This is a genomic window from Chryseobacterium rhizosphaerae (genome assembly GCF_003385455.1).
GTDB lineage: Bacteria > Bacteroidota > Bacteroidia > Flavobacteriales > Weeksellaceae > Chryseobacterium > Chryseobacterium rhizosphaerae.
In genome coordinates this window covers 133,116-148,123 of the sequence record NZ_QNUF01000011.1, presented here as the reverse complement: position 1 = coordinate 148,123, position 15,008 = coordinate 133,116, and the positions used below count along the sequence as shown (strand labels likewise).

Annotated in this window: 9 protein-coding genes; 8 read left to right on the top strand and 1 reads right to left on the bottom strand. The window is 36.6% G+C overall.

Features of this window, described 5'->3' with window-relative positions:
- Positions 1 to 1,237 precede the first annotated feature (1,237 nt).
- The 8 genes from DRF57_RS11785 (at position 1,238) to DRF57_RS11745 (ending at position 12,441) form a co-directional block, all read left to right on the top strand.
- Positions 1,238 to 2,563 carry a sigma-54-dependent transcriptional regulator gene (locus DRF57_RS11785; RefSeq protein ID WP_115918649.1) on the top strand — a complete coding sequence of 442 codons (1,326 nt, stop codon included), beginning with the start codon at positions 1,238 to 1,240 and terminating at the stop codon, positions 2,561 to 2,563.
- A 440-nt stretch (positions 2,564 to 3,003) separates the two neighbouring features.
- Entirely contained in the window at positions 3,004 to 4,698 is a 1,695-nt protein-coding gene (kdpA, locus tag DRF57_RS11775) for a potassium-transporting ATPase subunit KdpA (protein WP_047487871.1), read from the top strand.
- 182 nt (positions 4,699 to 4,880) lie between these two features.
- The gene (kdpB, locus tag DRF57_RS11770) at positions 4,881 to 6,920 is read left to right on the top strand and encodes a potassium-transporting ATPase subunit KdpB (RefSeq protein WP_047487209.1); all 2,040 of its coding nucleotides are present in this window, start codon (positions 4,881 to 4,883) and stop codon (positions 6,918 to 6,920) included.
- Between the two features lie 10 nt (positions 6,921 to 6,930).
- On the top strand, positions 6,931 to 7,488 hold the full coding sequence (gene kdpC, locus DRF57_RS11765) for a potassium-transporting ATPase subunit KdpC (protein WP_047487212.1): 558 nt from the start codon (positions 6,931 to 6,933) through the stop codon (positions 7,486 to 7,488).
- 36 nt (positions 7,489 to 7,524) lie between these two features.
- A complete protein-coding gene (locus tag DRF57_RS11760; RefSeq protein ID WP_237390932.1) occupies positions 7,525 to 8,586 on the top strand; it encodes a porin in 1,062 nt (353 codons plus the stop codon).
- A 293-nt stretch (positions 8,587 to 8,879) separates the two neighbouring features.
- Positions 8,880 to 9,989, top strand: a complete 1,110-nt coding sequence (locus DRF57_RS11755) for a histidine kinase (protein WP_047487215.1) — start codon at positions 8,880 to 8,882, stop codon at positions 9,987 to 9,989.
- A 93-nt stretch (positions 9,990 to 10,082) separates the two neighbouring features.
- Entirely contained in the window at positions 10,083 to 11,798 is a 1,716-nt protein-coding gene (locus DRF57_RS11750; protein ID WP_115918646.1) for a HAMP domain-containing sensor histidine kinase, read from the top strand.
- Between the two features lie 178 nt (positions 11,799 to 11,976).
- On the top strand, positions 11,977 to 12,441 hold the full coding sequence (locus DRF57_RS11745) for a hypothetical protein (protein WP_084086288.1): 465 nt from the start codon (positions 11,977 to 11,979) through the stop codon (positions 12,439 to 12,441).
- Positions 12,442 to 12,512: 71 nt separating this feature from the next.
- Here DRF57_RS11745 and DRF57_RS11740 read toward each other — a convergent pair whose 3' ends face one another.
- Positions 12,513 to 14,990 (bottom strand): DUF7619 domain-containing protein, encoded by a 2,478-nt coding sequence (locus DRF57_RS11740; RefSeq protein WP_115918644.1) that lies wholly within the window; start codon positions 14,988 to 14,990, stop codon positions 12,513 to 12,515.
- Positions 14,991 to 15,008 lie beyond the last annotated feature (18 nt).

Below are 15,008 nucleotides of genomic sequence, written 5' to 3'. Positions count from 1 at the left end.
GTGGAGTATGATAAAGTAATGCTGGACACTGTTAACTCCTCACTATCAACTTATAAAATCTTTAGATTCTTTCCTGGAACTCATAACTCCTCATTTATTATTTCTGGGACTCATTTCATTATTCAATAGAAATGGGCTAAAGCCCATTTACAAAAAACGATTTTCCAATAGGGCTTTAGCCCAAACTTAAGAATGACGATGTACGTAAGATAATTATACGGGCTTATGTTTGGGCTAAAGCCGATGGATGGTTTTTGTATTTTTATAAGAACGGGCTAAAGCCCGTCCCTATTGAATGTCCATATCCTGAATAAATTGACTTTGTGCAATCAGAAGTCAGTCATTGATCATTCACTATTCATCATTCTTAACTCATTAGAACATATGTTGAAGTTCAATACTGAGATCCCTACGGGATGACAAGGGAGGGTGAGTATGATAAAGTTTACCCAGAATACAATTTCTAGAATTCAATACTTATAATAATCTTTAGATATTTTCCTAGGACTCCTCATTTATTATTTCTGGGACTCATTTCATTATTCAATAGAAATGGGCTTTAGCCCATTTACAAAAGACGATTCTCCAATAGGGCTTTAGCCCAAATTCAAGAATGACGATGTACGTAAGATAATTATACGGGCTTATGTTTGGGCTAAAGCCAATGGATGGTTTTTGTATTTTTATAAGAACGGGCTAAAGCCCGTCCCTATTGAATATCCATATCCTGGATAAACTAACTTTTTCAATCAAGAGTCAATCATTGACCATTCATTATTTATAACTTATCAGTCCTCATTTATTATTTCTGGGACTCATTTTATTATTCAATAGAAATGGGCTTTAGCCCATTTATAAAAAACGATTTTCCAATAGGGCTTTAGCCCAAACTTAAGAATGGCAACGTACGTAAGATAATTATGCTGGCTTATGTTTGGGCTAAAGCCAATGGATTGTTTTTGTATTTTTATATGAACGGGCTAAAGCCCGTCCCTATTGAATATTCGTATCCTGAATAAACTGACTTTCCAACCAAGGGGCAATTATTGACCATTCACTCTTCATAACTCCTAACTCTTAATTCTTAACTCTTAACTCTTAACTCATCACTCTGAACTCTCAACGAATGTACTAAGATTCCCCTAATGACCATCTATAGAAAGAAATTTCCCGATATAAGTGGATTTTACTCGAATAAATTCAATAAGTTTGTATCAGTTTTCCAAATACAATTATAATGTCAGGAAATATTCTGATTATCGATGATGAGATCAAACTCCTTAAGTTATTAGGTATGATCCTTTCCCAAGAAAATTTTAACGTAAAAGAAGCTTCTACGGCACGGTCAGCGATGACAATGTTGGAGCAGTATGATTTTGATGTCGTTTTAAGCGATGTCCGCCTTCCTGATGCCTTTGGGGTTGAGCTTATAAAATCAATAAAGACAAAATATCCCAACCTTGAGATTATTTTAATGACAGCATTTGGAAATATTATAGATGCTGTACAAGCCATGAAGAATGGCGCTTATGATTACCTGGTAAAAGGGGATGATAATGAGAAGATTATTCCATTGGTATATAAGGCGCTGGAAAAAGTAAAGGATAACAGATCCAAAGTTGTTCAGCAGACTGGTACCATAAAAGGGTTTGAACAAATTATTGGGCATTCTCCTATCATTTTACAGGCTAAAAAGCTGGCTGAAAAAGTTGCTTTAACCGATGCTGCCGTACTTTTAACAGGGGAAACCGGAACTGGGAAAGAGGTTTTTGCCAATGCCATTCATGAAGGAAGCGACAGAAAGAAAAATAATTTTGTGGCGATCAATTGCTCTGCATTCAGTAAGGATATCTTGGAAAGTGAACTTTTTGGACATAAACAAGGCGCTTTTACAGGGGCATTAAGGGATAAAAAAGGTTTAATTGAAGAAGCCAACGGAGGGACTTTGTTTCTGGATGAAATTGGAGAAATGCCCATTGAGCTTCAGGCAAAACTGCTTAGGGTACTGGAAACCAAAGAATTCATAAAAATGGGAGAAACTAAGCTTTCAAGATCTGATTTTAGGCTTGTAGCAGCAACTAACAGAAACCTCGAAGAAGAAATAAAGCAAGGCAACTTCAGAGAAGACCTCTATTTTAGACTGAATGTTTTTGAAATTACGCTTCCAGCTTTAAGAGAGCGGAAAGAAGACTTAAAAATGCTGGCTAAATATTTTATTAATTTATTTTCAGATAAGCTGCATTTATCATCTATTGAGGTGAATCCGGATTACTACAAAGCACTGGAAAAAAATGACTGGAAGGGGAACATCCGTGAATTGAGAAATGCCGTAGAGCGAAGCCTGATTCTTATGGATAATAATATTCTTGATGCCGAAAGCCTTCCTCACTATTCAGAGAAAGCAGTGGCCGAAAGTGACTCCCTGAGCATAAGATCCCTGGAAAAAATACATATACAGAAAGTACTGCAGTATACGAAAGGAAATAAAGCTGAAGCTGCCAGGTTACTGGAGATTGGTATTGCTACCTTATACCGTAAACTGGAAGAGTACGGATTGAAATAAATTATTTTATCATTTTAATAAAGAGCCTATCATTTTGATAGGCTTTTTTGTTTTTATACCGGTTGTTGAATTGATGTATTATGTTGTAATGCAAATAGTTAAGACTTTGTCTTTTAGAATGGAATTCCTTTTGGCATATAGTCTATGAATAAAATATTTAAAAAATGACAATTTCAAGAAAAACGTTTAAAAAACGGGAGCACTCTACTTTTAGTCTGCTGATTGTATCGTACGTATTGCTGACTATTTTAACCTTAATAATAAAGATATGATGTTGATAAGTTTGGTCCTGCTTTGTGCAGTCCTGTTTTGGCTTTTATATAAATCAGTTGAATTTTTTGATAGAATATAAAATTATGTGGAGTTTATTTTTCCTTTCAATACTTGCCTTTGTGTACATCTGTTATGTTTTAGTGAAACCTGAAAAATTTTAAATGGTCATGAATACAGAAATTTTAGGCATTATAGCAATGTTTGCTATTACATTAGTTATCGGAATATTTTTGGGTAAATATATAGCTAATGTCTATGGATATAAGAAAACTTTTTTAGATCCTGTTTTTCAGCCGATCGAAAAGTTAATTTATAAAATATCGGGAATTAACCCGACTCGTCAGATGAGCTGGAAACAGAATATGTATGCCATGCTGACAATTAATCTGGTTTGGTTCATCATTGGATTTTTAATCCTTCTGAATCAGTCCTGGCTTCCTTTAAACCCGGATGGGAATCCCAATATGACTGCAGATCTGGCTTTTAATACAGCTATTTCATTTTTAGTTAATTGTAATCTGCAGCATTATTCGGGGGAAACGGGAGTAAGTTATTTAAGCCAGCTCTATCTTATGTTTTTACAGTTTGTAACAGCAGCAACGGGAATGGCAGCAATGGCGGTCCTTTTTAAAGCTTTTAAAGATAAAACAGCTACCGAACTGGGAAATTTCTATGATTATTTTACCAAATCGATGATCAGGATCCTAGTTCCCATAAGTGTAATTGTTGCTTTAATACTTTCCATTAACGGAAGTCCAATGACTTTTGAAGGGAAAGACCATATTACAACTTTAGAAGGTCAAAAAATTGATGTCTCAAGAGGTCCTGTAGCTGCTTTTGTTGCTATTAAGCATTTGGGGACCAATGGAGGTGGTTTTTTTGGAGCCAATTCAGCTCATCCTCTGGAAAATCCTAATTATATGACCAATATGACAGAAATGGTTACTCAAATGATCATTCCGTTTGCATTGGTTTTTGCATTAGGCTTTTACTTGAAAAAAAGAAAACTTTCATGGGTGATCTTTACCGTAATGACTGTTGGATTTCTTGCGCTAACCATTCCAAATGTAATTAATGAAACAGGTGGGAATCCGCTGATTACAGAGATGGGTGCAGACAGTAGTCGGGGAGCTATGGAAGGTAAGGAAATCCGCTTTGGGAGCGCTGCGTCAGGATATTGGAGTATTGCTACCACTGTTATTTCAACAGGTTCTGTAAACTCTATGCATGACAGCACCATGCCGCTTTCGGGAATGAATGAATTGCTTGCCATGATGATCAACTGTTTCTATGGAGGTTGTGGAGTTGGTATTCTGAATTATTTCATCTTTATCATCCTTGCAGTATTTATCAGTGGTCTGATGGTAGGACGAACACCGGAATTTATGGGGAAAAAGATTGAAGCTAAAGAAATGAAGATTGCAATGATCGTAGCTTTATTTCACCCATTCTTAATTCTTGTGGGAACGGCTTTAACGGCTTACCTGCCTGAATTTGGAGCAAAAACATTGAATAACCCGGGCTTTCATGGATTCAGCGAAATGCTTTACGAATTTACCTCGTCTTCTGCTAACAACGGATCCGGATTTGAAGGGCTGGGAGACAATACCCCATGGTGGAATATTTCCACAGGAATTGTTCTGCTGCTATCAAGGTTTATCCCAATCATAGGACCGATAGCCATAGCCGGATTATTGGCTCAGAAAAAATTCATCCCTGAAAGTTCAGGAACACTGAAAACGGATACCGCTACTTTTGGCTTTATGACTCTGGCAGTTATCCTGCTTATTGCAGCATTGTCTTTCTTCCCTGCATTGACATTAGGTCCTATTGCAGAGCAGATTCAGTATTTCTCTAAATAAAATATGAACATTAAAAATTAAAATCAATATTCTGCCATTAAGGAAGCTGAAGCGTCTGAGGAAGTTAGTCTAAAAACTTACTGAAACGTTCATCACATAATATTATCCATTTTCTTCCTTATAGTTTTAGCTGCCCTTGATGGTTAGTATTGATTTATAATGATATAAACTCTTTCAAAAAAATGAAAAATCAATCACAAACATTGTTTCAAAGAGATTTGGTTAACGAGGCGATTAAGCAGTCTTTCGTAAAGCTGAATCCGAAAATTATGTTTAAAAATCCGGTCATGTTTCTGGTGGAGATCGGAACCGTTGTCATGTTTATCGTAAGCATGTTTAGCCTGACCGGTGATACATCACAGGGAAGCTTCTCTTATAACTTTTTAGTTTTTATTATATTATTTTTTACAGTTCTGTTCGCCAATTTTGCAGAAGCAATTGCAGAAGCAAGGGGAAAGGCACAGGCTGATACACTTAGAAAAACCCGTGAGGAAACACCTGCCAAATTAGTGGTTGACAATAAACCCGGATTTCAGGTGGAAACTACATTGAAAATGTCTGCTGAAATGAAATTAGGTGATATTTTCCTTTGTGAAACAGGAGATCAGATCCCAATGGACGGAGAGATCATTGAAGGATTGGCAACCATTGACGAATCTGCAATTACCGGAGAAAGTGCTCCCGTAATCCGTGAGGCCGGTGGAGATAAAAGCTCTGTAACAGGAGGAACAAAAGTATTATCAGACAGAATAAAGGTAAAAGTAACCACAAAACCGGGAGAATCATTTTTGGATAAGATGATTGCTCTTGTAGAAGGGGCTTCAAGACAAAAAACACCTAACGAAATCGCATTAACCATACTTTTAGCCGGGTTTACCCTTACATTTATTATTGTTACCCTTACTTTAAAACCTTTTGCTGATTATGCGCAGACGCCAATAACAATAGCAGCATTCATCTCTCTTTTCGTTTGCCTTATTCCGACAACCATCGGAGGACTGCTTTCTGCCATTGGTATTGCCGGAATGGACAGAGCATTGAGAGCCAATGTTATCACCAAGAGTGGTAAAGCGGTAGAAACAGCAGGTGATATTGACGTTCTGTTGCTTGATAAAACGGGAACAATCACGATTGGAAACAGAAAAGCCACTCATTTCCATCCGTCAAACGGAATTAAGGAGGAAGACTTTATTAAAGCTTCGGCATTGAGCTCTGTAGCAGATGAAACACCGGAAGGAAAGTCTATTATTGAATTAAGCCAGCTAAAATCAGAAGATTTATTAGTTCCCAATCCTACTTATATTGATTTTACGGCTGAAACAAGAACTTCAGGAATCGATTTTGAAGACACAAGGATCAGAAAAGGAGCTTACGACACTATAAAAAAACTGACTGAAAAAGCCGGGAATATCTTCCCGCAGGAAACACAGGATGCTGTTACCAAAATTGCTGAAAACGGAGGAACTCCATTAGTAGTAGCAATCAATGAAAAAGTATGGGGAGTAATTGAACTTCAGGATATTATTAAAACCGGAATTCAGGAGCGTTTTCAAAGGCTGCGAAAAATGGGAGTAAAAACGGTGATGGTAACCGGAGATAACCCTTTAACTGCAAAATTTATTGCAGAAAAAGCCGGTGTGGATGATTTTATTGCCGAAGCCAAGCCTGAAGATAAGATGAACTACATCAAAAAAGAACAGCAGGAAGGCAAACTGGTAGCCATGATGGGGGATGGAACAAATGACGCTCCGGCATTAGCTCAGGCAGATGTAGGGGTGGCAATGAACAGCGGAACCCAAGCCGCAAAAGAAGCCGGTAATATGGTAGACCTCGATAATGACCCCACAAAACTGATTGAAATTGTAGAGATTGGAAAACAGCTTTTGATGACCCGTGGAACACTGACAACCTTCAGTATTGCTAACGATGTTGCGAAATACTTTGCCATTATTCCGGCCCTGTTTATCACGTTTATCCCTTCATTGCAGAAATTGAATATCATGAATCTTCATAGCCCGGAAACAGCCATTTTATCAGCCGTTATTTTCAATGCTGTGATCATTCCTTTCCTTATTCCATTAGCTTTAAAAGGGGTAGCTTACAAACCTATTGGAGCAAGTGCCTTATTAAGAAGAAATCTTTTGATCTATGGGTTAGGCGGTGTCATTGTTCCGTTTATTGGAATCAAAATCATTGATGTACTGATCAGTTTATTCTATTAAAATTTAAAAAATGAAAAATCATATTATTTCAGCATTCAGACTGACTCTTGTAATGCTGGCTGTGGTGGGAATCTATTTAGTAATTGTGTACGGAGGTTCAAAAATATTACCTACCCAGGGAAATGCGGAGATTATTACCTATAAAGGACAGAAATTCTATGCAAATATTGGCCAGGAATTTAAATCTGATCAATACTTTCAGGGACGTCCTTCCAGCGTGAACTATAATGCAGCAGGAAGTGGAGGAAGCAATAAAGGTCCCAGCAATGAAGAATATCTGGAAACTGTACAGAAGAGAATGGATACTTTAAAGCTTGATAATCCGGCAATGAAGAATACTAAAGTTCCTGTAGAGCTGGCTACAGCAAGTGGAAGCGGATTGGATCCTGATATCTCTCCGGAAGGGGCTTTATACCAGGTGAAAAGAATTGCTAAACTAAGAAATCTTCCAGAAGAGAAGATCACTGATTTAATTAAAACTCAAACTGAAAAGCCTCTCTTAGGACTTTTCGGACCATCAAAAGTAAATGTATTAAAGCTGAATATGGCTTTAGATCAATTAAAATAATTAGACAATAACGTGAAAAAATATATTGCTATAGGAATGTTGTTGGGCGTTTTCTTCCCAAAAGCACAATCTTCGGATTCATTGAAAATAGGAAATAAAGTTACCTTTTCTGCTTATGCAGAGCTTTTCTACACCTACGATGCTAATGAACCGGGTAATCATCTTCGCCAAAATTTTTTGTACTCATACAACAGACATAATGAAGTAAATCTGAATCTGGGACTCATAAAGGCAAATTATCAAAGTGAGAATCTTCGTGCTAATGTAGCGCTAATGGCAGGAACTTATGCCCAGGATAATATGGCTGCCGAACAGGACGCGCTGCGCTATGTGAATGAAGCGAATATAGGAATCAAAATATCAAAGAATAAAAACCTATGGATTGATGCCGGAATTATGCCTTCCCATATCGGTTGGGAAAGTGCAATAGGAAAAGATAATATCAATTTGACAAGAAGCCTTGCCGCAGAGAATTCTCCTTATTTTGAAACCGGAGCCAAACTTTCCTATACTTCAGATAACGGAAAATGGTTTTTAAGTGGATTGGTACTGAATGGATGGCAACGCATTGCAAAAGCAGAGGGAAATCAGAGTATTTCTTTTGGACATCAGGTGACCTATAAACCTAATGACAAAATTACTTTGAACAGCAGTTCGTTCATTGGAAATGATAAGGCAAAAGAGGATAAAAAAATGCGTTATTTTCATGATTTGTTTGGAAGCTTTCAACTCACGGATCAGTTTTCAGCATTACTGGGGTTTGATATCGGGGCCGAGCAGAAAACCAAAGGAAGTGAGCAATATAATATCTGGTACAGCCCTAATGTACAGATGAAATATCAACTAGATCAAAAATGGGCCTTAGCTGGAAGATTTGAATATTATAATGATAAAAAAGGAGTGATTATTAATTCAGGGACCCCCAATGGATTTCAGACTTTTGGATACTCCCTGAATCTAGACTATGCAATCTTAAAGAATGTGATTTTCCGTACTGAAGCCAGAGGCTTTACCTCTAAAGATGCTGTTTTTGTGAAAAACGGTGAAATGAAACAAGGGAATTTCTTTGTGACAACGAGCCTGGCAGCCTGGTTTTAGAAGGTATAGATTAAAAATGAACTCACTACAAAAGAAGAGCATTTTTGAAAATTTTATCGATTCAATTTGTCATTCTATAGGAATCCTGACAAGGCACATAAAATCAATCATAATATGACCTTGTATCCTTTGAAATTAAGAGGGTGAATCTCTTCGGAATGACAAATTGTTTTAAACATTCAGAGAATCTCTTAAGCCATAAGCTTACGATAAGAGAGAGATAAGAAAAGCTTTTATCTCTTTTGTGGTTTAATAAAAATTATAATAACTTAATACTGTAAAAGCAGGAATCAATGTCATCAGCAAAACATTTTTTAGAACTGATCCAGAAATCCCGAAAAGGAAAATTCAAGATCTATATCGGAATGAGTGCAGGCGTAGGAAAAACTTTCCGGATGCTTCAGGAAGCTCAGTCCCTTTTACGGAACGGCATTGATGTAAAGATCGGCTATATAGAAACGCATGATCGGGAAGAAACAGTGGCTTTGGTGGAAGGGCTCCCGGAAATTGCCAGAAAATCAGTTTTTTATAAAGGTAAAAACCTGGAAGAAATGGATGTTCAGGCTATTATCAACGAACATCCTGAAGTTGTTTTGGTGGACGAATTGGCGCATACCAATGTAGAAGGGTCCAAAAATAAAAAGAGATGGCAGGATGTCCTTGAGATTTTGGATAACGGGATCAATGTGATCAGTGCCATGAATATTCAGCATATTGAAAGTCTGAATGAGGAAGTAAAAGTAATTACAGGAGTAGAAGTTACGGAACGTGTACCGGATAAAATTCTTGCTATTGCAGATGAAGTGGTAAACATAGACCTTACCGCTGATGAATTACTGACCCGGCTGAAAGAAGGGAAGATCTATAAAAAGGAAAAAATTCAGACTGCCTTGAATAATTTCTTTCAGAGCGGGCATATTTTACAGCTTCGTGAACTGGCTTTAAAAGAAGTGGCCACTCACGTTGAAAGAAAAGTAGAGACTGAAATAAAGACTGAAAACTTTAAACCTATAAAATTTCTGGCCTGTATCAGCAGTAATGAAAAGATTGCTAAAACGATCATTAGAAAAACAGCCAGATTGGCGAGCTATTATAATAGTCCGTGGACTGTCATATATATTCAGAAGCCCTCAGAAAATCCTGAAAAAATAGCCCTGGATAAACAGCGGTATTTGATTAATAATTTTAATTTAGCACAGGAATTGGGAGCAAAAGTGGTCCGGATCAAAGAAGGCAGTGTACATAATGGAATTCTGGAGTATGTAATTGCCCATAACATAACAACTGTCTGTATCGGAAAGCCTCATGCCAGATTTTGGCAGCGCCTGTTGGGATATAGCTGGATCTATACCCTGATGAACAGATTGAATGAAAGGCAGATAGATATTATTATTTTATCTTAAAAAAGTAATGAAATCGCAATGATTTGGAAACACAAACACCGATAAAGATGACGCGATTGCATATGTCTTTTAAAAAACAATAAGGATCTTCATATGAAACTTAAAACTAAACTTACCTTAGGCGTAGGCCTTTTATTTTTCCTGATCGTTCTGCTTTCAGTGATAGGGTCTGTATATATCAATAAACTGAAATCTGATACGGAGAAAATCCTTACAGCCAATTATAACAGTCTGGAGTTTTCGAAAAATATGCTCCTGGCTTTGGATCATATAAGCATTGACAGTGCTGTTGCTATTGCCGATTTTCAGAAAAATAACCAGTTACAGGAAAAAAACCTCACGGAATTCGGAGAAAAAGAAGCTACTCAGAACCTGAATTTGCATTTTAACAGTTATCTGAAAGAACCTTCATACAGTAAAGAAAAACTGATCCGGGAAGATCTCGCCAAGATTATGTCTTTAAATATGAAAGGTATTGAAAGAAAAAGCGATATTGCCATCATTACTGCCGGTAATGCTACTTTCTGGATTGTTAGTTTAGGAACGGTATGCTTCCTGATTGCCTTTATTTTGCTTTTTAATTTACCACAAACCATTGCAGAACCCATTAATCAACTGACATTCAGTATCAGACAGATTGCTGATAAAAATTATAATGAAAGGGTGCATTTCAAAGGAAGTGAAGAGTTCAACAGCCTGGCGGAATCATTTAACATCATGGCTGAAAAGCTTCAGGAATATGAAAGCAGTACACTCTCCAAGCAGTTGATGGATAAGAAGAGGATTGAAACACTGGTGAACAACATGCATGATGCTGTTATCGGGCTGGATGAAAACCATTTTATCTACATGATTAATGATGAAGCGTTGAAAATTACCAATCTCAATAAAGACGAGATTATGGGCAAAACAGCTCATGAAGTTGCTATAAACAATGATTTGATCCGTGAATTATTAAAAAATATTGACCATCCGGTAAAAGAACCGATGAAGATCGTTCGTGATAATAAAGAGAATTATTTTGAACAGGATATTGTCCCTATCAACATTGTAAAAACTGGAGAAAAGGAAAAAAAATATATTGGAAAGGTTATTTTGCTGAGAAATATTACCCCTTTTAAAGAACTTGATTTTGCTAAAACGAATTTTATAGCTACCATTTCTCATGAACTGAAAACTCCTATTTCTGCTATAAAAATGGGCGTACAGTTGCTTGGAAATCAGAAATTCGGAGAGCTGAATGACCAGCAGAAAGAATTGCTGAAAAGTATCAATGAAGATGGGCAACGTTTACTGGATATTACCAGTGAACTGCTTAATCTTTCGCAGGTTGAATCTGGAAATATCCGTTTGACTGTTGAAAAATGCTCTCCTAAAGAGATTGTACAGTCGGCGGTGAAAAATGTAGAAAAACTGGCAGAACAGAAAAATATTTCAGTGAATACGGAATATCTTCTGGAAGACACAGATTTTGTTGCTGCGGATTTTGATAAAACGGTTTGGGTAATGAATAACTTCCTTACCAATGCTGTGAAACACTCGTTTCAGGATGAAAATATAAAGATTTTGGTAGAAAAAGTGGATTCCTTTATTCAGTTCAGTATTACTGATACGGGAAGTGGTATTGATGAAAAATACCACCGTCAGATCTTTGACCGTTATTTTCAGGTTCCGGGTGAACATCAGAACGGAACAGGACTTGGATTGGCCATCTCAAAGAATTTTATTGAAAAACAGAATGGAGAAATTGGAGTAAACAGCTCCCCGAATAATGGAAGTACATTTTATTTCAGACTGCCTGTTTCTTAAAATATACAATATAATATTCTGCTTTACGTTTTGAATCTCAATAAAGGAACGTAAAATTTATTTGAAGAATCTCAATCAGGAACAAATTATACTTTTCCAAAACGTATTAAAGAAAAATTCATAACTTTATCAAAAACTTGAAAACTATTCTTTTAAACTTATAAACTTTTATCATACAATGAAAAAAACTCTATCTCTATTAACATTGCTGTTTTTTATCGTACTAGGTATTCAGGTATCTGCTCAGGCTTTCACATTAGAAAAAATTGCAGAATTCAATAAGCTTGGTATGCCTGAATTTAAAAATGAAATGAAGAAGATCAATTTCAGCTTTAATGACAAAACGGAAAGTTCAGATTTCACCCTGAATGAATATGAAAGCCCTGATCATACATTTAAAATCGGGAAATTTGTATATACTAAAGACAAATCTCAGGACAGGATAGAATGTGAATTTCCGGAACAGAGAGATTATCATAAATACCTTTCAGCTGTATTAAATGCTGGTTATAAAGAGACTGGAAAAGGAAAAATTATTACCAAAGAGCCTTATGTTGATTATCAGAAAGGTAAACAGCACATCAGGTTTATTTTGCCTAAAGAAAATCAGAATGGCCCTTACAGCGTTCTTGTTTTCAAATAAAATGATATATTAAAATACAAAGGCTGCGAAAGTGATTTCGCAGCCTTTATTTTTATAGAGGTAAGTCTTCGTTAGTCTTTGATTAATTTCTGAACGAATGTTTGCTCTTTGGTATATATTTTAATCATATAGTTTCCTTTAGGAAGCTCTGAGAGATTTACTGAATTTCCTTTCACTCCCATAGAAAGCATAATTCTTCCGGCTGTATCATAGATTTCAGCTTTAATAACTTCATCCTTGGACTGAATAGATAAGACTTCTTTTACCGGATTTGGGTAGATGTTTAAGGTTGTATTCTTCCCTTTTATTTCGTTTGTTGCCAGCGTATTCTTATTTTCAACAGCTGTTGTGTAGGTATTGGTAATAATCGGATGATTATAATCAAAATAAATATTGGCTGTATTACTGAAATTTTCCCCTGCGGTCAATGTAGATTTTGTTTTAATTTTAAATGAAACATATCCGTCATTGTTCAGATCGTCAAAAGGTAGCTGGATATTTTCAAAGATAAATTCAACAATATTAGGTTGGGTTATTCTTGTGGTAAAGTTGTGGCTTCCTGTAATCGGAATCAGGCTGGAGATATCAAATTTTGAAGTATCAATGATATCTTTTACTACAATATTTCTGGCATTTGCAGTTCCCATATTTTCAAACCTGATCAGATAATGTACATAATCACCTACCTGAGTTTGAGCAATTGAAGGCCCTTCAAGACATGTTTTGTCATTAGGGTCAAATGAATTGACTACGTTTTGGTTCAGCGTAAAACTATTATCTGCAGGAGTATCATCCGGAGCACCGTTGATCTGTACTGTGTAATGAAGAACATCTCCATTATTTAATGGTGGCGTTTGTGTAGGTGTATTTAAGGTGAATACCGCTTTAATTTCTTTCGTTTCAAATGGAAGCAGATTGGTGAAATTCCAGGTCAGGGTTCCTGTAGATTGTGAATTTGGAGTAACGGTCGCGTTCAGGAAATTCATCAGGTTATCATCAAAATTGAAAACCATTGTTCCTGATTGTGCTGTTGTACCTTTATTTTTAAAAACAATTTTATATCCTGCATCAAATCCTGGTACTGCAGCCTGTACTGGAACAATCACCACCTCAAGATCAGGATGAGTGCCGTTGGCTGACATACAGAAGTTCTGAGTCAATGGACTGGTCTGAAGAGGGAAATTAACCGCTAAGCTTGCTGGTGAAATAGTGAAATAGGTAGGATTTTCTACGATTGGAGTGATGGTTTTTGGGCCGGAATTTAGCGGGATAGAGTAGTTTCCTGAGTGATCGGAGATAAGACTTCCTGCATTGCTGATTCCTGTTACCGTGAATTTCTGGAATGCTTTATTAAGATCAGTAGGGTCACAACCATTGCCATTGATATCATATTTGGTGTTTCCTTTAACGGTATATACGGTACCACCCGGGGTGAAAGAACAGTAAGAATTCACGACCACATTGTTGTATCCAAATTGGGTATTAGCATTGAGAACAGAAGCTATTTCCCCTTCATCGCAGCAGATATAACTTAAATTGGGATTGTTAGGATAGTATCCACCACCACCGTTTAATCCGTTTTTTAAAAACATGGTCTGTAGATTGTTATTGTTGAGAGATGGAGAAGACAAAAGAGGGTTGTGTGAAATATCGATCGTCGTCAGAAGATTATTACCCAAAGAAAGAATATGGAGTTGCGGGGAGGTAGAAAGATCAATACTGGTGAGTTGATTGGAAGAAAGATAAAGGGTGCCCAGAACAGGAGCCTGGCTTAAATCTATAGTGGATAGATTATTATTCATCGCTTCAATATACTTAAGTTTTGGAGTGTTCTGTAAAGACAATGAAGTGAGATTGTTACCATTACAGTTGAGCGTCTGAAGTTTCGTAAGGTTGTTCAGATTAAGAGTAGTGAGTAGATTTTCATAAATATGTAAACTTGCAAGATTAACCAATGGACTTACATCAATAGAACTGATGTTATTATTGGAACATAGAAGCGTGTGTATTGTGGTACTTCCTGTAAAATTAATAGTTTCCACTTTTCCATCTTTACAGTCTAAAGTACCAAAATTAGGCAGGTTAGAAATATCAAGATTTACAATATTGGCATTTCTGACACTGATGTTATTGAGAAGATTACAGTTTGAAAAATTAGTAGCAGACATTGATGTATTGTTATCAAAAGAGACCAGCGCCAGTTTTGGCATACCGCTTACATCTACCGAAAGAAGACCTGGGGAATCAGAAACGGTAAGATATTTCAGATTGACAAAGGATTTCACCCCTTCTATAGACTGAATCTGAAAAGGGCTTCCATTGGGGCTATAAATGGATATTGAAGTGATAGCCGCTGCTTCGGAAAGCTGAATCTCTCCATCGTTGTTGGTATCAATAGAAACATTTCCACTACCGGTACCCTGGGCAATCTGATTGGAAGGGCTTGCGGAGAGAAGTTTTGCTTTAAAATAAGGATCCGGAATATTGACAATCTGTGCACTCACAGATAAGTGTGCCAGGAACAGCACAAATACGTAAATGTTTTTCATGGTTTAGTGGTGTTTTAG